Source organism: Paraburkholderia sp. (assembly GCF_028283785.1).
Taxonomy (GTDB): Bacteria; Pseudomonadota; Gammaproteobacteria; order Burkholderiales; family Burkholderiaceae; genus Paraburkholderia.
Map to the genome: position 1 here is coordinate 342,914 of NZ_JAPWKB010000013.1, position 21,451 is coordinate 364,364.

At 64.7% G+C, this 21,451-nt stretch carries 16 protein-coding genes; 13 read left to right on the forward strand and 3 right to left on the reverse strand.

Annotated features, from left to right (window positions below):
* The 11 genes from PW947_RS15580 (at position 1) to PW947_RS15630 (ending at position 15,778) form a co-directional block, all read left to right on the forward strand.
* Entirely contained in the window at positions 1-1,020 is a 1,020-nt protein-coding gene (locus tag PW947_RS15580) for an ABC transporter permease (protein WP_366146124.1), read from the forward strand.
* Positions 1,020-2,663, forward strand: a complete 1,644-nt coding sequence (locus tag PW947_RS15585; RefSeq protein WP_299633227.1) for an ABC transporter ATP-binding protein — start codon at positions 1,020-1,022, stop codon at positions 2,661-2,663. Before PW947_RS15580 ends, PW947_RS15585 begins: the two co-directional genes overlap by 1 nt.
* A gap of 155 nt (positions 2,664-2,818) precedes the next feature.
* A complete protein-coding gene (locus PW947_RS15590; RefSeq protein WP_299633228.1) occupies positions 2,819-5,173 on the forward strand; it encodes a TonB-dependent receptor in 2,355 nt (784 codons plus the stop codon).
* A 132-nt stretch (positions 5,174-5,305) separates the two neighbouring features.
* Positions 5,306-5,791: a RidA family protein gene (locus PW947_RS15595; RefSeq protein WP_299633229.1), complete on the forward strand. Its 486-nt coding sequence runs from the start codon at positions 5,306-5,308 to the stop codon at positions 5,789-5,791.
* On the forward strand, positions 5,784-6,974 hold the full coding sequence (locus tag PW947_RS15600; RefSeq protein ID WP_299633230.1) for an aminotransferase class V-fold PLP-dependent enzyme: 1,191 nt from the start codon (positions 5,784-5,786) through the stop codon (positions 6,972-6,974). The genes PW947_RS15595 and PW947_RS15600 overlap by 8 nt, the downstream gene beginning before the upstream one ends.
* A complete protein-coding gene (locus tag PW947_RS15605; RefSeq protein WP_299633231.1) occupies positions 6,971-8,392 on the forward strand; it encodes a hypothetical protein in 1,422 nt (473 codons plus the stop codon). Before PW947_RS15600 ends, PW947_RS15605 begins: the two co-directional genes overlap by 4 nt.
* Positions 8,389-9,855, forward strand: coding sequence for a hypothetical protein (locus PW947_RS15610; protein ID WP_299633232.1), 1,467 nt, complete (start codon positions 8,389-8,391; stop codon positions 9,853-9,855). Before PW947_RS15605 ends, PW947_RS15610 begins: the two co-directional genes overlap by 4 nt.
* A 23-nt stretch (positions 9,856-9,878) precedes the next feature.
* The gene (locus PW947_RS15615; protein ID WP_299633233.1) at positions 9,879-11,576 is read left to right on the forward strand and encodes a hypothetical protein; all 1,698 of its coding nucleotides are present in this window, start codon (positions 9,879-9,881) and stop codon (positions 11,574-11,576) included.
* Complete coding sequence (locus tag PW947_RS15620; RefSeq protein ID WP_299633234.1) at positions 11,573-13,180, forward strand: hypothetical protein; 1,608 nt, start codon at positions 11,573-11,575, stop codon at positions 13,178-13,180. The genes PW947_RS15615 and PW947_RS15620 overlap by 4 nt, the downstream gene beginning before the upstream one ends.
* A gap of 17 nt (positions 13,181-13,197) precedes the next feature.
* Positions 13,198-14,616, forward strand: coding sequence for a CapA family protein (locus PW947_RS15625; RefSeq protein ID WP_299633235.1), 1,419 nt, complete (start codon positions 13,198-13,200; stop codon positions 14,614-14,616).
* A gap of 55 nt (positions 14,617-14,671) precedes the next feature.
* Positions 14,672-15,778 (forward strand): membrane dipeptidase, encoded by a 1,107-nt coding sequence (locus tag PW947_RS15630; protein WP_299633236.1) that lies wholly within the window; start codon positions 14,672-14,674, stop codon positions 15,776-15,778.
* A 136-nt stretch (positions 15,779-15,914) separates the two neighbouring features.
* Here the strand turns inward: PW947_RS15630 and PW947_RS15635 are convergent, their stop codons facing one another.
* Positions 15,915-16,607, reverse strand: a complete 693-nt coding sequence (locus tag PW947_RS15635; RefSeq protein WP_299633237.1) for a type 1 glutamine amidotransferase domain-containing protein — start codon at positions 16,605-16,607, stop codon at positions 15,915-15,917.
* Between the two features lie 132 nt (positions 16,608-16,739).
* Positions 16,740-17,348, reverse strand: coding sequence for a TetR/AcrR family transcriptional regulator (locus tag PW947_RS15640; RefSeq protein WP_299633238.1), 609 nt, complete (start codon positions 17,346-17,348; stop codon positions 16,740-16,742).
* A 218-nt stretch (positions 17,349-17,566) separates the two neighbouring features.
* Between PW947_RS15640 and PW947_RS15645 the strand changes: the two genes are divergently transcribed.
* Complete coding sequence (locus tag PW947_RS15645) at positions 17,567-18,373, forward strand: helix-turn-helix transcriptional regulator (protein ID WP_299633239.1); 807 nt, start codon at positions 17,567-17,569, stop codon at positions 18,371-18,373.
* 94 nt (positions 18,374-18,467) lie between these two features.
* On the forward strand, positions 18,468-19,871 hold the full coding sequence (locus PW947_RS15650) for an NAD-dependent succinate-semialdehyde dehydrogenase (RefSeq protein WP_299633240.1): 1,404 nt from the start codon (positions 18,468-18,470) through the stop codon (positions 19,869-19,871).
* A 136-nt stretch (positions 19,872-20,007) separates the two neighbouring features.
* Here the strand turns inward: PW947_RS15650 and PW947_RS15655 are convergent, their stop codons facing one another.
* Entirely contained in the window at positions 20,008-21,450 is a 1,443-nt protein-coding gene (locus tag PW947_RS15655; protein WP_299633241.1) for a cytochrome c, read from the reverse strand.
* Between the last annotated feature and the right edge of the window lies 1 nt (position 21,451).

Here is a 21,451-nt window from a genome sequence, read left to right on the forward strand (position 1 = left end):
ATGCGACTGTCTCCCGTTGCCCAACGCCGCTGGCAGCGTTTTCGCGCGAACCGTCGCGGCTGGTGGTCGTTGTGGCTGTTCGTCGGGCTGTTCGCCGTGACGCTAGCGGGCAATCTGCTCGCCAACGACAAGCCCTTGATGCTCGGCATGAACGGTCATCTCTACTTTCCGGCCTTCGCGCGTTACACCGAGCAGCAACTCGGCGGCGAGCTGCCGTTCGTTCCCGACTATCGCAGCGACTACGTGCAGCGGCTCGTCCGGAAGCAGGGCGGATGGATGCTGTTCGCGCCGATCCGCTTCAGCTACGACACGGTCAACTACAACCTGACGGTGCCCGCGCCAAGCGCGCCGTCGCGCGAAAACCTGCTCGGCACCGACGACCAGGGCCGCGACGTGCTCGCGCGCGTGATTTTCGGCATGCGTGTGTCGATTGCGTTCGGTTTGCTGCTGGCGCTCGCGAGCACGGTGATCGGCGTGATCGCGGGGGCGATCCAGGGCTACTTCGGCGGCTGGGTCGATCTGATCGGACAACGCATCCAGGACATCTGGTCCGGCCTGCCGATGCTGTACATCCTGATCATCCTGACCGGCTTTATCACTCCCAATTTCTGGTGGCTGCTCGGCGTGATGGCGCTGTTCAGCTGGCTGGCGCTGGTGGATGCGGTACGTGCGGAATTCCTGCGCGGCCGGTCGCTCGACTATGTGAAAGCTGCGCGCGCGCTCGGCCTGTCGGACCTGAGGATCATGCGCCGCCATGTATTTCCGAACGCGCTGACAGCGACCGTCACGTTTGCGCCGTTCATGGTGACCGGCGGTATCGCGATGCTCTCGGCGCTCGATTTTCTCGGTTTCGGCATGCCGGTGGGCAGCCCGTCGCTCGGTGAGCTGACCGCGCAGAGTATCCAGAACCTTTACGCGCCGTGGCTTGCCATATCGGCGTTCGTGTCGCTTGCGCTGATCCTGTCGCTGCTGGTGTTTATCGGCGAAGGATTGCGCGACGCTTTTGATCCGAGGGCATGATGAGTACGCCATTGTTGAGTGTCCGCAATCTGTCTATCGCGTTCGGCGAGCGAGAGATCGTGCACGGCATCGACTTCGAGATCGCCCGCGGCGAATCCGTTGCGCTCGTCGGCGAATCGGGCTCGGGTAAATCGCTGACGGCGCATGCGCTGCTGGCGCTGTTGCCGCGCAGTGCCACCGTGCGCGGGCAGATCGATTTCATGGGCGCCGATCTCGCCACCGCGAGCACGGCGCGCATGCAGGGCATTCGCGGCGACCGGATCGGCATGATCTTTCAGGAGCCGATGACATCGCTGAATCCGCTGCACAGCGTCGAAAAACAGGTCGGCGAAGCGTTGCTGGTGCATCGTGGGATGAGCACGCGCGAGCGGCGCGAACGGGTGCTCGAACTGCTTCGCGATGTCGGTATTCCCGAACCGGAAAGCCGCCTCGCCGCGTTGCCGCATCAACTGTCCGGCGGACAGCGGCAGCGCGTGATGATCGCAATGGCGCTCGCCTGCGATCCGGATTTGCTGATCGCCGACGAACCGACCACGGCGCTCGATGTCGTCGTGCAAAGCCGCATCATCGACCTGCTCAAGGCGCTGCAGGCGAAGCGCGGCCTCGCGCTGCTGATGATCAGCCACGACCTGAACGTCGTGCGGCGGATCGCAGACCGGGTCTGCGTGATGCGCGAAGGCCACATCGTCGAAAGTGCGCCGTGCGCCACGTTATTCGCCGCACCGTCGCATCCGTACACCCGCATGCTGATCGATGCCGAACCCGACGGCGCGCCGTCGCCGCGCCCCGACGCCAGGCCGCTGCTCGAGGCGGACGGCTTGCGGGTCACCTTCGCCAGGAAGGGCGGCTTCATGAAGCGCGCGACCCCGTTCACCGCGCTCGACGGCGTCAGTTTCAGCCTGAAGGCGGGCATGACGCTGGGTATCGTCGGCGAATCGGGGTCCGGTAAATCGACGCTCGGCCAGGCGCTGCTCAGACTGATGCCATCCGAAGGCGAAATCCGCTTCGACGGTACGCGTCTCGACGGACTCAACACGCGTCAGATGCGGCCGTGGCGCAAGCATGTGCAGATCGTTTTTCAGGACCCGTTCGGCAGTCTGAGCCCGCATATGTCGGTGACGGAAATCGTCGGGGAAGGGCTGAAGGAACAGGCGACGCTCGACGCTGCCGCCATCGACCGGGAAGTGATCCGTGCGCTCGAAGACGTCGGTCTCGATCCTGCCACGCGGTACCGTTTTCCGCACGAATTCTCGGGCGGCCAGCGCCAGCGTATCGCCATAGCGCGGGCGCTGATTCTTCGGCCGCAGGTGATCGTGATGGACGAACCGACTTCCGCGCTCGATCGCACGGTGCAAAAGCAGGTGGTCGGCTTGCTGCGCGATCTGCAGGACCGGTACGGCCTCGCGTATCTGTTTATCAGCCACGACCTCGCCGTGGTCCGGGCGCTGGCGCACGACGTGATCGTGCTGCAACACGGGCGGATCGTCGAGAGCGGCGCGGCCGCTACCGTGTTGTCGTCGCCTGCGCACGCGTACACGCGTGAGTTGCTGGCGGCGTCTTCGCTCGTGCCTTTCGCGGTCCCGGAGACGCCGGTGTCGCGGCAGGGCGCACGCGTCGAACGGTACGACGTGATGCGGCAATAGCGGCCGAAGCAGCAGCGCGCCGCGCACGCTTTCTTCTTCTCGCGATCATCACGCAGACAGGGTTAAACGACCGCGTTTAACGCCTGAGGGGGAGCGTTTGCCTGTGAGTTTCAAGCAGTTCACATAAATAAACGCAGTACGCTCGGGATCAAAAAATGAATCGTTATCATCAGAAGCCGTTGTCGATCGCCATCGGGGATGCTTTGAAGGCGATCGGCCTTGCCCACACGCGCCAGCGCTCTCGCGCGTATTTGCTGTCGGGCGGCCTGGCGATGGGCCTCGCGCTGGGCACGGGGCTCGCCCATGCCGCCGACGCGTCCACGCCGGCCGGAGCCGCTGCACCCGATGCCGCTTCCGGCGCCACGGCGAAAAGCGCCAAGACCGCCGCCGCGGCAACGCCGGCCACGGCCGGGTCGAACGTGACGCAGCTCGACACCGTGACGGTGACGGCCGACAAGCGCGTGGAGCGCTCGATCGACGTGCCGATGTCGGTATCGTCGGTGAGCGGCAAAACGCTGGTCGAGCAGCACAAGACCAAGCTGCTCGACTATCTGCAAGGTACGCCCGGCGTTCAGGTGCTGAGTTCCGGCAATACCAACGAGATCAGCATGCGCGGTATCACGACGGGCGGCTCGGGTAACCCGGTGGTCGGCGTGACGATCGACGACGTACCGGCCTCGTCGTCCACGTCGTCGGCAAACGGGGGCGAACTGGTGCCCGACCTCGATCCGTCGGACATCAAGGACATCGAGGTGCTGCTCGGGCCGCAAGGCACGCTGTATGGCGCAGCCAGCCTGGGCGGTCTGCTGAAGTACACGATGGTCGATCCGGATACGACGAAACTGTCGGGGCAGGCGCAGGTGGACGGGTCGTCGGTCGCGCACGGCGGTTCGGGCAATACCGAACGCGTGTCGCTCAACGTGCCAGTGGTGAAAGACACGTTCGCGTTCCGCATCAGCGCGTTCAATCGCGAAGACCCGGGCTATATCCAGAACGCGTCGGACGATGACTCGAAAGGCTCGACCCACGCGCAGGGCGGACGTCTGTCGGCGATCTGGTTCGTCAACGACAGGATCACCGTGCGCAGCTCCGCGCAATTCCAGCAGTCGAACACCTTCGGCACGCAAACGGAAGACGTCGACGCTGCCGGTCAGCCGCTGTACGGCAACTACACGCAGAGCCGGATTCCGGGCGCCGAACATTCGTCGTTCAACTACAGCATTTTCACCACCTCGATCACCGACGATCTCGGCTGGTCGAACCTGGTGTCGACCACCGGCTTCTCGAATTCACGGTATTCGCGTAGCACCGACATGAGCCCGGCATTCGGCTGGCTCGCGTCGCTAGTGGGTCTGAACGGCTACGGCGCGGAACTCGCCGATCACACGCAGACCCGCAAGTTCACCCAGGAACTGCGTCTCGAATCGCCGCAGGATGGGCGCAAGCTCGACTGGCGCATCGGCGCGTTCTATACGAACGAACAGAGCTCGGTGGATCAGGTCATCAACTTCGCCGACAGCAAGACCGGCGCGTGGCTGCCCGACGGCGAGATCGAGTCCGCGCTGCTCGACTCGCGATATCGTGAATACGCGGGCTTCGGCTCGGTCACCTATCACTTCACGCCGCGCTTCGATGTGCAGGCCGGCGTGCGCTACAGCCGCAACGACCAGTCGTATGCGGAAAGCGGCGACGCCGCGTATCAGGGCACGTCGAGCGACAGTTCGTTTTCGTACATGATTTCGCCGCGCTATCACCTGACCAACGACTGGATGGTCTACGCACGCGTGGCCAACGGCTATCGTCCGGGCGGTCCGAACGAAGTGCCGTCGAGCGCGTCGGAAGTGCCGAAGACCTACGGCCCCGACAAGACGATCGATTTCGAACTCGGCACCAAGGGGGAATTCCTCGACAAGCGGCTGGCGCTCGATCTGTCCGTGTATCACATCAAGTGGAGCAACATCCAGCTCCAGGCGGTCGATTCGGCATCGGCGTACTCGTACTACGTGAATAGCGGCGGCGCGAAGAGCGACGGTTTCGAAGCTGCGCTGACGGCCAGGCCGTGGCCCGGCATGACCGTGCACGCGGGTGTCGCGTACACCCGCGCGGTGCTGACCGCCGACGCGCCGGACGCGATCTACGGCCGAACCGGCGACAGCCTGCCGAACTCCGCTAAATGGACCGCGAACCTGAGCGCACGCCAGGCGTATTCGCTGGGTGACGGCTTCAAGGGCTTCAGCAGCGCCACGCTGACGTACCTCGGCGCCCGTCAGTTCGACTTCTCGCCGGACGCCAGCATCCAGCGTCTGCACGCGGGCGCGTTCGCGACGGTCGATCTCGCGACCGGCGTGTCGCGCAACAAGTGGTCGGTGGTCGCGTATATCCGCAACATCGGCGACCGTCGCGGCGTGGTCCAGATGGTCAACCTCGACCAGGTGAACTACAGCGGCCCGTACGGCGCAACCCTGATCACGCCGCGCACCTTCGGCGTCACGCTGACGACGGCGTTCTAACCGTCAGCCAGCGTTCAGGCGCATTACGTCGTAACCCAGCAATCGAACTACCTGTCATGCGCCCGCCTTGTGCGGGCGTCGCAAAGGCCATGAAACATGCATAACAACATAGCGAATCTCCGGGGAGCGTCCATGAACGACATCGACACGCGACTGGCCAACCGTGGACTCGTCTTGCCCGCACCGATCGTTGCGCCACCGGGCGTGGTGTTGCCGTTCAAGGCGGCGCAACTGCTCGACGGTCGTGTGCTGGTGTCGGGACACGGCCCGCTGAATGCCGACGGCAGCATCGCCGGACCGCTCGGCAAGGTCGGCGCCGACGTCACGCTCGACCAGGCCTACGCCGCAGCGCGACTCACCGCGCTCGCGATCCTCGCGAGCCTCAAAGCGGAGATCGGCGATCTCGACCGCGTGCGCGCGTGGCGACGCGTGTTCGGGATGGTCAATTCCGCACCCGGCTTCAACCGTCAGCCGGAAGTGATCAATGGCTTTTCCGATCTGATCCTCGAACTGTATGGGCCGGAGCGCGGCGCGCATACGCGCAGCGCAGTGGGGATGGCCGAACTGCCGTTCAACATTCCAGTGGAAATCGAATGCGAGGTCGATCTGTATGACTGAGCACCGTTCCGGCGCGGCACCGACGTTCCGTCGCGATGGAACGTTTCTCGACGCCGCTTACATGCATCCGGTCAGCATCGAATCGGGCGATGCGATGCGTGACTATCTGCGCTTTCGCGAAGGCGACCGCGCCGCCGCCGAATTGCTGATGACGCAATCGCGCAGCACGGCGGTGGCAGCGTTCGCGCGGCTGATGCGCTGCGATCCGGCATCGCTGGGATGGATTCCCAGCACGATGGTCGGCGAAAACCTCGTGGTCAACGGACTGGGCATCGCGCCCGGACGCGGGCGTGTCGTGACCGACGCGTATCACTTCAACGGCTCGCTGTTCATGTACGACCAGATGCGTCAGGCGGGCGCGGATGTGCAGGTGGTGATGCCACGCGGGCAGCGTATCGAGCTCGCCGATTTCGATGCGGCCATCACGCCGGGCACGACGCTGGTGGCCGTCTCCCTGGTCTCGGCGACGACGGGTTTCGTCCACGACCTGAAAGCGTTGTGCGATCTCGCGCATGCGCGCGGCGCGCTGGTATACGCCGATCTGATCCAGGCAGCGGGCGCGATGCCCGTGGACCTCACGGCGAGCGGCGTCGATTTCTGTGCGAGTTCGACCTACAAATGGCTGATGGGCGACTTCGGCGTCGGCTTTTTCTATGCGCGGGCGGAGAGCCTCGCGCGTCTCGCGAGAACGCAGACCGGCTACCGGCAGATGGCCGCCTATCAGACGCATTTCTTGCCGCACGATGCGGCGGGCGCGTGTGCGGTGTCGTCCGAACGCGGGACCAGCGTGGCCGCGCATGTCGAAGTCGGCACGCTCGGTAACGCTGCGATTGCGGGCCTCGCGTGTTCGCTGACGATGCTGGAGGCGACCGATCTCGCCGCGCTGCAGACGCGCCGCCGGCCGATGTTCGAGCGTCTCGCGGAGCGTTTGCCCGCGCTCGGTTTCGCGCCGATGACCGCGCCCGATACGCCGGGCCCGATCGTCGCCTACGCGTGCGAAAACGCGGGGCGGTTCCGCGAGGCGCTCGCGCAACGCACCATCCGCATCGGCCTGTATCAGAACCGGATTCGGATTTCGCCGTCGTTCTACAACACGATGGACGACATCGACGCGCTGATCGACGCGCTCGGCGCTGCATCCGGCGACGCTGCGGGTCACACGGCCAGCAAGGCACACTCATGAACGAAATCAATCTTTTCGGCGACGACCGGCGCGTGACGCGCGACGGCGTTTTTAACGGCAGACCCGTTCGATATCACGGCGAGATCGCCGCAACGCCGGTGAGCATTGTTTCCGACGACGACGTCGCGTCCGGCAGCGTGGTATCGACCGCGTATCTGGCCGTGTCGATCGACGGTGTCGCGGTCGATGCCCGCCGGCGTCCGGTCGTGTTCGTTTTCAACGGCGGACCGATCACGTCGTCGATCTATCTGCACATGCTGGCGTTCGGACCGAAGCGGCTCCACGTTCCCGTCGATCTCGACGCCGACCCGGCCAGCTTCGAGGTCGTCGACAACCCGTACACCGTGCTCGATGTCGCGGATATCGTCTGTTACGACCCGATCGGCACGGGCTACAGCACGACCGGCGAGGCCACGCCGGCCGATCGCTGGTTTTCGGTCGAATCCGATGCGGCGCAGTTGCGCGAATTCGTGCGCGCGTGGCTGGTCCGTCACGATCGCCTCGATTCGCCGGTGTTCCTGTTCGGCGAGAGCTACGGAACGGTGCGCGCGGCGGTCGCGGCCCGTCAGCTGACCGAAGGCGACGCGTCGATCCGGCTCGACGGCGTGTTTCTGATGGGGCAGGCGCTCAATATCGTCGAGACCGTGCAGCGTCGCGAAAACGTGATCAGCTACGTCGTGTCGCTGCCGACGCTGGCGGCGCTCGGTCGCTATCACGGTGTAGCGAAACCGGACGACACGCCCTTGCCGGCGTTTCTCGAATCGGTGATGGCGTACGCCGAAACCACGTATCTGAATGCGCTGGTCAAAGGCCAGCAGATTCCGCAGGCGGAGTTGCAGCAGGTCGCGCAACGGCTGTCCGAACTGACGGGCCTGCCTGCGCCGGTGTTCGTCGAGAACCGTTTGCGGGTGGGCAAGGTGCCGTACCGTCAATGGCTGTTCAAGGACGCCGGGAAGGTGCTCGGCGGTAACGACGGCCGCTATCTCGGCGATGCCGCGCCGGACGGCACGCCGGTCGATCCGTCGTCCGTCATCACGCCGGCCGTCGAGGCCGCGCATCGCGCGTGTCTCGGCGCGTTGTTCGCGCTTCCCGCCGAAGCAGGGTACCGCACCCGTTCGCCAGTGACCTCGCTCGATGCGTGGCGCTGGGGCGCAACGTCGCCGTTCGGCGACTGGCGTTACGGCGCATCGATTGCCGACGCGATGCACGCGCGGCCCGCGCTGCGCCTCGTGGTCGGTGTCGGGTATCACGACACGCTGACCACCTGGGGCGCGACGCGCTACGCCATCAGACAAAGCGACTGGCCGCTGGATCGGGTGACCTTCCGCGGCTATTTCGGCGGCCATCTTGCTTACACGGTGGAGTCTTCGCTGGCGGCGATGATGCAGGACGTGCGCGAATGGATCTGCACGCGATGACGACTTCAGCCAGTTCATCGACGGTCGCGCCTGTCACCGCCGCCAGCGCCCGCTTGCCGTTGCGTTCGCAACAGGTGACCGGGCCGTCGCACGTTGCCGAGTTTCTGGTGTACGGGCTCGATGGCGCGGACGACGGCGCAGCCGGTGTGTGGCGCGACGAGATCGGTGGCGATGATGTATCGCTATCGATGAGCGTGTACCGCCGGGCTCCGGCGGACGCGTCGGACGCTTCGGCGCGACCGGTTATTTTCTTCTTCAACGGCGGGCCGGGCGCGTCGTCCACGCCGCTCCATCTGAACGGTTTCGGACCGATGCTGCATGTGTCGTCCGATGGCGCGACGCACGTATTCGCCGACAACCCCGATACGTTGCTCGACGTTGCGGATCTGGTGTTTATCGATCCGGTCGGCACTGGTTTCAACAGCCTTCCGGACGACCACGCGCCCGGCGCGCAATGGCTTGGCGTCGACGGCGACGCGCAGGCCGCCGCGTCGGCGATTCGCGCCTGGTTGCAACGGGACGGCGACGGGCGGCGGCGGGTGTTGCTGTGCGGCCAGAGCTACGGCGCGTTTCGGGTGGGCACGATCCTGCCGTATCTGGACGGCGTGGCGCTGGCCGGTGTCGTGCTGATCTCGCCGATGCTCGACGCGAGTGCGCGTACGCCCGCGGCTGGCAACGACCTTCCGTACATCGCGACACTGCCGACGATGGCGGTCGCCGCGCGTCATCATCGCAAGACGGTCGCGCATGCAGATGATGCGCACGACGCGATGACGTTCTATGCCGCCGTGTCCCGCTTCGCGCGCACCGATTACGCTGCCGCGCTGCAATGGGGCAATCAGCTCGGCCAGGTCGATCCGCTTCTTTCCGCGCGCGTTGCGGCGGAACTCGCGCGCCTGCTCGGTATCCCGCAAGACGAGATCGAACGGCAGGCGCTGCGGATCGATGCCGACGCGTTCATGAACACGCTGCTGGCGGATTGCGCGCGCCGGATCGGCTCGCTCGACACGCGCGAGACCGGCAGTCTCGCGCCCGCCACCGACAAGCCGACGAATGATCCGTCGCTGGTGGTCGGGCGCACGCCAGGTCGCACGGAAGATTATTTCCGGCGCTTTCTGGGCGTCGATACCGGACGGCTCTACGTGGGCTTGTCGTTCGACGTCAACCGGCGCTGGCGCTGGATGTCGGCCGCCGCGCCGTCGTTCTACACGAGCGTGGCCGACCGGATCGGCGCTTTCCTGCGCGCGCGGCCCGATGCGCGACTGGTCGCGGCGTGCGGCATCTACGACATGTCCACCCCGGCGCTGGCCACGCGTTACGCGCTCGAACATGTTCCCGTCGCGCCCGAACGGATGCAGATCCTCGACTTTCCGGCGGGGCACACGATCTACGACAACACCGACAACCGCGCCGCGCTCGCCGATGCGATCCGCGGCATGGTGCGGTCTTTCGAACCACAGTGACAGGATTCGCAAGGGATAAATTCATGACTATCGACAGTCAAGCAGAACAGCATGGATCGACCGGGCTCGCGACGTTGAACATCGTGCTGAAGCCGGTCGGCGATGGGCGCTCGCCGGACCGGATCGACGTCACGATCCGCTTCTCGTCGCTCACGACGCGTGCGGGCGAACCGGCGCTGGCGTTGCCGATCCGCATCGCCAGCGTGCCGGGCTGCGATATCGCCGCCGATGCGCTGAGTGCCGACGACGCGCGCGGCCCGCTCGTCGTCAGCGCCATCGACGACGCCACCGATCCCACCGGCTTCGGCCACTCGCGCCGCTATGCGTTCGATCGCGCGACCGACGGCGAGGTGCGGTTGCGCTATACGGCGCGCGCCACGTCCGCGGATGCACCGCGTCGCTCGGGGCCGCCGTTCGATCTGATCTGGCAGGACGGCGGGATCAGCGGCGTGGGCGCGACGTTTCTGATTCTGCCGCCCGACGATGCACCGTGGCGCGCGCGGCTCGAATGGGACCTTTCCGCGTTGCCGGCGGGCGCGACATCGGTGTCGAGTCTCGGCGACGGCGCGATCGGCTTCGACGGGCCTCCCGATCGCGTCAAATACTGCTTCTACATGGCGGGCGAGCTTGCGCATGCGGGCTCGCAGTCGGGCGGCAACGACGGGCTCGAAGCGCACTGGCTCGGCACGCCGCACTTCGACGCCGCGTCGGTCATGGACTGGCTCGCGGATGTCTATACGAGGCTCGCCGCGATCTTGCCGCGCGCGGGCACGCAACCGTTTCGCGTGATGGGACGGCTCGGCTCGTTGCCGGTATGCGGTGGCGCGGCGATGCCCGACAGCTTCATGATCGGCTACGGACGGGCGCCGCAAAGCGAGTCGTCGGTGAAGTTCCTGCTGGCGCACGAGCTGGCGCATCCGCTGGCCGGCTCGATGAAAAGCGAGGTGAACGAATGCGCGTGGTACGCCGAAGGACTCGCGGAGTTCTACAAGCTGATGGTGCCGTTGCGCGCTGGCCTCGTCACCGCCGATGAATTCTTGCAGGAATTGGCGGAGAGCACGCGCGGTTATTACATGAACCCGAAGATCAGTCTCGCGAACGCCGATATCGACGCGCAGTTCTGGTCGGACAGCCAGGTGCGCAAACTGCCGTATCAGCGCGGCTTGCTGTATTTCCTCGAACTCGACTGGCGTTTGCGCCGTGCGTCGGACGGCGCGCTCACGCTCGAAACGCTCGTCAACCGGATGAACGACAACCATCGCGCTGGTCACGCCAGCGATCTCGCTTTCTGGCGGGAACTGATCGACACGTCGTTGGGCGAGCCGGGCTTGCGGGCGATCGACGATCTGCTGACGGGCGCGCGGCTCGTGCCGCCGCCGGAGATTCTCGGTGACGGGTTCGAGCGACGCGCGTTGCCGATGCAGCAATACGTGCTCGGATTTTCGGAGAAGTCGTTCGGCGTGGCGCGTGTCGAAGGGTTGCTGCCGGATAGCGCGGCCAGCAACGCGGGTGTGCGTAACGGCGATGCGATCGTATCGCACGACTATTCGAATCGCGATCGCGAACTTCAGCCGGCGCCGATCACCTTGTGTATCGAACGCAACGGTCAGCAGCAGGTAATCACGTTCGTGCCGCGTGGCGAGACGGTCGAAGGTTTCGAATGGTTTAAGGCGGGTGATGCCGTCAGGATGTCGGCGGTGACCGGCGGGGAGAGCGCATGAAGCGCATCGTGATGAAGCCGTTCAGTCAGTCGTCAGGTCAGGCGGCGCGACATGCGCGTCCCCGCGCATGGTTGCCGCTGGTGCTGTGCGCTTCTCTGGTAGGACCGGGCATGTCGATCGCACACTCGCAAGAGCAGGAACACGCCGCGACCCAACGCGCGGCGCAGCAGGCGCCGTACCGGCACGTCACCCACGGGCGCGTCGAGATCGGCGGACATGCGATCAGCTATGACGCGGTGACCGAACAAAGCTTTCTGGTCGATGCGCAAGGCAGGCAAACCGCCAGCCTCGTGTCGACGACCTACGTGCGTACCGGACCGGGCACCCAGCCGGACCGGCCGGTGGTGTTCGTCTTCAACGGCGGGCCGGGCTCGGCGTCGTTATGGCTGCATCTCGGGCTGGTCGGGCCGCGTCGCGTCGATCTGGACGGCGCGACCGGCGACGGCGTGAACCCGCCGACCACGCCGCCGTTCCGGATCGTCGACAACCCGGACAGCATTCTCGATGTCGCGGATCTGGTGATCTACGATCCGGTCGGCACGGGTTTCAGCCGGATGCTGCCCGACGGCAAACCCGACGCCTTCTACGGCGTCGAACAGGATGCGCAGGCGCTCGCGGATTTCATCCGTGACTGGACGCGTCGTCATGGTCGCGTGAACTCGCCGCGCTATCTGCTCGGCGAGAGCTACGGGTCGGTGCGCGCAGCCGTCACCGCGCGCCTGCTGGCCGGTGGACCGACGGTCGGCGATCGCTTCGATGCGATGCCGCTCAACGGCGTCATCCTGTTTGGACAATGCCTGAACATGACGACGCAACCGGCGGATCAGACCTCGCTCGAGGTGCTGCCATCGCTCGCTGCCGCGGCCTGGTATCACACGCCCGCCGCGCAACGGACCGATACGCTCGAACAGCGGGTCGAGGCCGCGCGCCGGTTCGCCGCGGACGACTATCTGCACGCGCTCTACGCGGGCAACGCATTGACCTCGCAGATGCGCGAGCAGATCGCCGAACGGCTGTCCGCGTTGACGGGCATCGCCGCCGCCGATCTGCTGGCGCGCGATCTGCGCCTGACCGCCGCGACGTTGAACCAGACGCGCTTCGCGCAGGCGGGCCGGTCGATCGGCATTTACGACAGCCGCTATACGCTCGCGCGTCCGGTCGGCGCGCCCGATCCGGTCGCGGACGATCCTGCAATGGGCCAGTACGCGCCCGGCTTTATCGCGGGCAACGAGACCTATCTGCGCAACGAACTCGGCGTGACGCTGCCACTCGATTACCGGGCGATCGTGTTTCGCAGCATCAACGCGCGCTGGGATTACGGGCTCGGGCCGGGTGTACAGAATCCGACCGATTACTCGCCCGATCTCGCCGCCGCGATGCGACGCAATCCGGCGATGCGGCTGTTCGTCGGAATCGGTTATTTCGATCTCGCGACGCCGCTCGGCAGCGCCGAGTACACGCTCCGTCATGCCGGGATCGATCCTTCGCGAGTGGGCTACCACTACTACACGTCCGGGCATATGACCTATCTGGGCCGCGACAACCGTCGCAAATCCGCCGACGATCTGCGCGCGTTTATCCGCGCAGCCGCGCCTGCTTCCTGACCGACCTGTTCGCTACCATGCCGAATCATTCCAATGACCCAGCGGTGTTCGATCCGCGCGATCCGCGCCGGCAGATTCCCGCCGTGCCGCTGCCTGCAACCGTGGCCGATGGCTTCACCTTTGCGGTGGCCGGCGATCTGATCGGGCCGGTCAGACCTGAAACGCCGCTGGGCGATCCGGGGCTTGCCGAAGCCACACGCGTGTTGCACGCGGCCGATGTCGCTTTCGCGAACCAGGAAGGGTCGATTTTCGATATCGATACGTTTCGCGGGTATCGCGCCGCCGAGCATGGCGGCGGCTATCCCGTCAGCGACGAGGCGATGGCGGCCGAAATACGCGCGCTGGGCATCGACGTGGTGTCGAAGGCCAACAATCACGCGACCGACTGGGGCACCGAAGGATTGCTCGAAACGCGTCGCGTGCTCGATGCAGCCGGCGTGCTGCACGCCGGTAGCGGTCCAGGAAAAGCCGCAGCACGCGCGCCCGCGATGCTCGAAATGCGCAAGGGACGTGTGGCGGTCATCGCTGCGGCTTCGACGTTTACGCCGATGTCGGAGGCGGGCAACGCCGATACGGAAATCGGGCCGCGCCCGGGCATCAGCGTCGTCAAGGTGACGCCCGTCACCCGCCTGAACGAAGCCGACATGACCGTCATCCGGCGCATCGCGGCGACGCAGGGCTGCGGCACCTCGATCGAAAGCCGGGCCTCGGGCAGGCACGAGCGAATTCGCCTGGGTAGCGAGGTATTCGCGCTGGCGGACCCGGGCGCGGCATCGACCGATGCGGGCGAGCCAACCCTGACGCACGACATCGATGGGTTCGACCACGTGGAAATTTTGCGCTCGGTGCGCGGTGCGAAACAGGTGTCGGATTTCGTCGCGTTTTCGCTGCATGCGCATGAAAACCGGTCGGGCGATGGTGTCGATCGGCGGCCCGCCGATTTCGTCACGCGGCTCGCGCACGATGCGATCGACGCCGGCGCCGATCTGTTCGTCACGACGGGTCCCCATCTGCTGCGCGGCATCGAAATCTATCGCGGCAAGCCGGTCTTTTACGGGATGGGCAGCCTGTACCTGCAATTCGACGGCGGCCGTGGCCCGACACTCGATGCGGCGCGCGCGATGAACATCGATCCGTTGCAGTTCACCAAGCCCGAATTCATGCGTGCGTGCTTCAGCTTGCCCGACGCCTGGTACGACGGCGCGATTGCAACCAGCACCTTCGTGAACGGCTGTGTCAGCGAAATTCGCATCACGCCGTTACGGCTGAACCGCAACGACAGCGGACGGATTCAGGGCTCGCCACGGGTCGCGCACGGCGACGACGCGCGACGCATTCTCGAACGCCTGCGTGCCGACTCGCTTGAATTCGGCACACAACTGGGCATCGACGGCGATCTCGGCATCGTGACGACGGCCGCTGTCCCGGCGAGTTGAGACGCGGCCTGGCCAACCCTTCTGCCTTGCAACCTAACTTTCTATGGAACCGGTCATGAACGCTGACACAGCCCGTGTGGACACCGAATTTTCGCTGGACGACAAGATCGTCATCAATGCGATGGGCGGTCTGAGCGACCCCAATCAACCGCCGAAACAGGAAGCGGACGGCGCGACCTCGGACGGCGGCCATCTCCCCGCCGATATTTCGCTGCGTGGCATCGCCGATGCGCGTCTCGGCGGCCTTACCACGACGCACATCACGGTCGGCCACGTGTTCGGCGGCACCGATCCGTATGGCACGACAGTCGCCGAAGTCGCGCAATGGACCGCGGAAATCGCCGCGCATCCCGACGCGTTGCTGCTGGTCCGGTCCGCTGCCGATATCCGTCGCGCGAAGGCCGAAAGCAAGATCGGCGTGATGCTCGGTTTTCAGAATCTGGAAATGCTCGGCGACGACGTGAGCCGCGTCGATCAGTTCGCCGAGGCGGGCGTCAGCGTGTTCCAGCTGACCTATAACGGTCCGAACGCGTTGGGCGGCGGTTCGTTGACGCCGGGTGATACCGGCTTGACGCGTTTCGGACGTGACGTGATCGAACGTCTGAACGCGCGCAAGGTGGTCGTGGATCTGTCGCATAGCGCCGAACAGACCTGCCTCGACGCGCTCGACGTCGCCACTGCGCCGATCGCGATCACGCACACCGGATGCCGTGCGTTGACCGATCTGCCGCGTAACAAGTCGGATGCCGAATTGCGACGCGTGGCCGAGCGCGGCGGCTTCGTCGGCATTTATTTCATGCCGTTTCTGGCGATTGGACGAAACGCGACCGGCGACGATATCGTCGCGCATATCGAACATGCGATCGACGTGTGCGGCGAAGATTGTGTGGGCATCGGCACGGATTCGTCGTTGACCGCGCTCGACGATATGGATGCGTTCAGGCGCAACTTCGCGCAGGAAATCGACGCGCGCCGCAAGGCGGGCATCTCCGCGGCCGGCGAGGAAGCCGACATCATGCCGTTCGCGATCGATATGACCGGCCCACGCCAATTGATCGATCTGGCCAACCGTCTCGCGCGGCGCGGACACTCCGAACGGCGTATCGACGGCATTCTGGGGCAGAACTTTTTGCGCTATGTAGGCGAAATCTGGGGGCGGTGATACGTAACCGCTCCTGCGCATGCGGGTTGCCGGGCGCCGTCGAACGCGCAAGCATATCGACGGCGACCCGGCAGCATGCGTCTAACGGCGGTCGCGCTGATAAGCGACGCCGGCACGACTTCCGCGATCAGGAATATCAGGAGTTCGCGGTCAGGGCAGGGTGCTTCAACAGCGCGGCGGCAGCCGGTCCCGACGAAGCGGGATTCTGGCCCGTGATGAGCAGACCGTCGGTGATCACGTACGGCGCCCAGTCGTCGGTCTTCGAGTAAATACCGCCCTTGGCCTTCAGTTCGTCTTCAACCAGGAAAGGCACGATTTGCGTCAGTCCGACGGCTTCTTCTTCGGTGTTGGTAAAGCCGGTGACTTGCTTGCCTTGAACCAGCGGCGTGCCGTCCGGCGTCACGACATGGCGAAGCACGCCCGGTGCATGGCAGACGAGCGCGACGGGTTTGCTCGCCGCGAGAAACGCCTGAATCAATTCGATCGAGTTGCGGTCTTCGGCGAGGTCCCATAGCGGACCGTGACCGCCCGGATAGAAGACCGTATCGAAGTCGGCCTGCGAGACGCTGTCGAGGCGCACGGTCGAAGCGAGTTGCGCGGTCGCTTGCGGATCGGCTTCGAAGCGACGCGTCAGATCGGTCTGGTTGGCGGGCTCGTTGCTCTTCGGATCGAGCGGCGGTTGACCGCCCTTCGGCGAGGCCAGCACGATTTCCGCACCGGCATCCTGAAACGCGTAATACGGTGCGGCCAGTTCTTCGAGCCAGAAGCCCGTCTTGCGGCCCGTGTTGCCGAGGGTGTCGTGCGAGGTCAGAACCATCAGTACTTTCATGGTGTTTCTCCGTCGATTGGTTAGGGTCATTCAGTGTAGGTCGGACATCCGCTCATAGTAGACCGGTCGTCTAGTATTTGAGCCTAAAAAATGGCACTTCGAAAGAAGTGCCGTCACCGCGCTGCTGTCACATCAAATCTCAAGCTGAAGCAGGTGTCGCGTCGTTGTCATGGCGGCCTCGAACGGCTGGCGGTTTCGCACGATCTTGACCATCAGGCTAGCGCCGAGCCAAAGCTGATAAAGACTTTCCGCCATGTCGCGAGCGTCGCCCTGGATTGCCAGCGAACCATCGGCCACACCGGCTTCGACAGCGCCGGCCAGCCGCTCGATAATGCCGGCCGTACCGCGATTGAGCGAAGCACGCATCACTTCCGACATGTCTGCGACTTCTGCGCCCAGTTTGACTGCCAGGCACTTGCCCTGACAGTCGAAAAACGACTGCGTTTCCTGCCAGATTTCCCAGTACTTCATCAGCCGCTGCGCCGAATCGAGTCCCGGCGTGGCGAGCGTTTCGTCGAGGTCGGCAAGGTAGCCTTCGAAATAGCTGTCGAGGATCGCTTCGCCGAAGCCGTCTTTCGAACCGAAGTAGTGATAGAACGAGCCCTTCGGAACGCCTGCCGCCGACAACACCTCGTTCAATCCCACGGCGGAAAAACCTTTAGCCGCGAAGATTCGCTGACCGACCGCGATGATGTTTTCGCGGACGTCGATCGGTTCGGTGGTGGTGGTTGCAGTAGCCATGAACGAACTTTAACGAAAAGTAGACCGGTCGTCTACTACTAATTCACATGGGCAAATCACGGCTTCCCGGTCACGCATCCGCAGACGCCCCGAACGTCCGCTCCGCCATATAATCCGGACGATGCGCAGCAGGATTTGCCGGCGCGGGCCCGCTGCGAGAAACGGAGACCGTGCCCGGTGAGCGCATTGAAAACCGCTAACTATCCCGTCGAGAAACTATGTCGAGAAGACCCTCTGCTGAACAACGACGCGAGCTGGGGACCTTCCTCTCAAGCCGCCGGGGTCGTCTGCAGCCTGCCGAATTCGGTCTGCCGGAAGGGCCGCGCCGCACGCCCGGCCTGCGGCGCGAGGAGATTGCCGTGCTCGCGGGCGTCAGCGTCAGCTGGTACACGTGGCTTGAACAGGGACGCGACATCCAGCCGTCCGCCGACGCGCTACGCAGGATTTCGCGCGTGCTCAAGCTCGACGCCGTGGAGTCGAGTCATCTGTTCGCGCTGTCTTCCCGTGAGGTTCCCCAGGTCACGACCGGGAACGGCGTCACCGAAGGACTCGAACTGCTCGTGCGTTCGATCAACGTACCGGCCTACGTCCGCAATACACGGCTCGACATCCTCGCGTGGAACGACGCGGTCGCCGATCTGTTCGTCGACTATGGATCGCTGGAACCGCACGAGCGCAACACGCTTCGTCTGCTGTTCCTCTACAAGCCCTATCGCACGCTGATACTGGACTGGGAACAGATGACGCGCGGCATGATCTCGAACTTCCGGGCCGCGCGGGCGCAGGCACAGGACAAGGCGCCATTCGACAGCCTGATCGACGAGTTGACGACGCTGAGTCCCGAATTCAGCGCATGGTGGCAAGACACCGAGGTCAAAGGCTTCGACGAGGGCGACAAACGGCTCCGTCATCCGGACGGCGGCCATATCGAATTCACCTACGTGGCGCTCACGCCCGTGGGCAGACCGGACCTGTCGCTCGTGACTTACATCCCCAGAGTGTCTGCCAGTTACCCCGAGTCATAGGATCACAACACGCCTTCCTGGCCCAATCTGATTTGCCTACAGTGACTCCCAGTGCAGCAACTTTCCCACTGTTCTGACCGTCACGGAGGCAATTATGTCGAACCTCGCTACCCCTTTCGCCATCGGCGCGACTTCCCGCAATCCTGCGACCGGCGAGTTCATCGCCCACTATGCATTCCAGACTTCCGACGAGGTCGAACGCATGCTCGACGACAACGCCGCAGCGTATCGACTCTGGCGCGCCACGCCGATGGCTGTCCGCGTGGCCACTTATCGCCGCCTGTCCGCGACGTTGCGCGACCGCGCCGAAGCGCTGTCCGCGCTGATCACCGCCGAAATGGGCAAGACGCTCGGCGCGGCACGGGCGGAAGTCGAAAAGTGCGCCGCCGCGATCGACTGGATCGCCGAACACGGCCCGGCATTGCTCGCCGATGAACCGGCGCCGGTCGATGGCGAAGACCAGGTTCACGTGTCCTATCTTCCGGTCGGCTCCATCCTTGCGGTCATGCCGTGGAATTTCCCGCTGTGGCAGGTGATTCGCGCGTCGGGTCCGATCATGCTGTCGGGCAACGGATTTATCCTCAAGCACGCAGCCAACGTGATGGGATCGGCGCACGCGCTGCAAAGCGCGTACGAAGCAGCCGGATTCCCCGTCGGGCTGTTTGCGATCCTGAACGCCGATAACGACACCGTGGCTCGGGTCATCGACGACCCTCGCGTCGCGGCCGTCACGCTGACGGGCAGCATGCGGGCGGGATCGGCGGTGGCGTCGGCGGCGGGGAGGGCCCTCAAGAAGAGTCTGCTGGAACTCGGTGGCGCCGACGCATTCATCGTGCTGGCCGACGCGAACATCGATCTCGCCGTGAAAGCCGCAATCGAAGCGCGATTCCAGAATGCCGGGCAGGTCTGTCTGGCCGCGAAGCGCTTCATCCTGGAGCAGCCCATCGCCGACGCGTTCACCCGCAAGTTCGTCGCCGCCGCGCGTCTCGTCAAGGCGGGCAGTCCGCTCGATCCGGCCAGCACGATCGGGCCGATGGCGCGCGACGATCTGCGTGACGAACTGCACCGGCAGGTCGAACGCACGATCGAGGCGGGCGCGACGCTGTTGCTGGGTGGCAGGAAAGTCGAAGGCGCGGGCAACTTCTACGAGCCGACCGTGCTCGCGAATGTCGCGCCCGGCATGGCCGCATTCGACGAGGAAACGTTCGGCCCGGTCGCCGCCATCACCGTGGCGGAGAACGCCGAACACGCAATCGAACTGGCCAATACGAGCGACTATGGTCTCGGCGGAAGCCTGTGGACCAGCGATGTCGCCCGTGCACAGCGAATCGCGCGACGCCTCGAAACCGGCGGCGTTTTTATCAACGGATTCCCCGCGACCAATCCGCGCATTCCTGTCGGCGGTGTCAAGAAGAGCGGTTACGGACGCGAGCTGTCGCATTTCGGCCTGCGTGAATTCACCAACGCTCAGGCGGTATGGGCGAAGACGGTCGACTGATCAACGAACCAGGTTACGGTGGTTGAAGCGCCTGTCACACCCGTGAAAACGCGTGAAACGCAAAAAAAAGCCCGGCGATAAGCCGGGCTTTTTTTCGTTACGGACCGATTTTCAGCGCACTGTCACGCTTGCCGGCTCAACGCAGCGCCGACGTCCGGCGACGCGAACGGCGCGCGATCAGCAGGACCACAATGCCGAGCACGATCAACGCGGCAACGATCATCGCAATATGGGTGATCGCGATAAGCGGCGACGCTTCGCCACCGGCGCGCAAGCTCTTCACCTGCTCGACCGTCACCGATGCATCCGGATTGCCGTATTGCTTGAGCACGTAGTTGCCGAGCGTCGCAACCTGCTCGTCCGACAGCAGACGTCCAAACGCAGGCATCATCACATCCGGCGCGCTCGCTTGCCGATGCACGCCTTCGAGCATCACCATCACCAGGTTATTGGTGTTCGCGTGACCGAGCGCCGTGTTATGGAACAGCGATGGCAGACCCGGCCCGTCGATCCCTTGACCCGCGCCTTCGCCATGCGCCTGATGGCAGCTTGCGCAGTACGAATCGTAAAGCTGCGGACCACTCATCTGGTTCGCATCGGCGGGCAAAGGCTCGCCGCGCACTTCGTCGAAGCTCGCCTTCGGACTGCCCCATGCATACGGCGGCCGCTGGTCGGCGCTGTTGTGAACAGCAGGCGTCGACTTCAGGTAGACGGCCATCGCGTGAAGGTCGCTGTCGGTCAGATGCTGGAAGCTGTTATCGACTGCTTCGGCCATCGGACCGGCCGCCTGCGCGCGATCGATCACATGACCCGTGCGCAGATAACCCGCGATGTCCGCTTCACTCCATGCACCGATGCCGCTGGTCGGATCCGACGAGATGTTCGGTGCGTACCACGTGCCGACCACGCTGCCGCCCAAACTCTTCGACGTATCCTCGGCCATCAACGGATTGCGCGGCGTGTGGCAGGTGCTGCAATGCGCAAGGCCTTCGACGAGATACGCGCCACGGTTCCACTCCACGCTCTTCGACGGGTCTGGCGCGAACGGCTTGCGATCGAGGAACAGCAGGTTCCATGCAGCCATCGACAGACGCACGTTGAACGGGAAGGGCAACTGCGTTTGCGGCGGCGACGTGTCGACCGGCGTCACGCCGTGCATGAAGTACGCATAGAGTGCCTTCACGTCGTCATCGTCGACCTGGGCATACGACGTATAAGGCATCGCCGGGTAGAGATGCTGTCCGTCCGCGCGAACGCCTCGACGCAGCGCCGCATCGAACTGTTCGAGCGTGTAGTTGCCGATACCGTTGGTCTTCGACGGCGTGATGTTGCTCGATACGATCGCACCCAGCGGCGTGGACAGCGACAGCCCGCCCGCGAACGGCTTGCCTTGCGGCGCGCTGTGACAGGCGATGCAGTCGCCCGCTTTGGCGAGATACTCGCCGCGTTTGATGAGGTCGTTTTCGTCCGCATGCGCGGTCGCCACGAAGCCGAACGATGCAACGAGCGTTGCCGCGACGGAACCCACCAGCGCCGCGCCCAGCCGACGCCTGAATGTCATGAATAGGGAAGGAGTCATC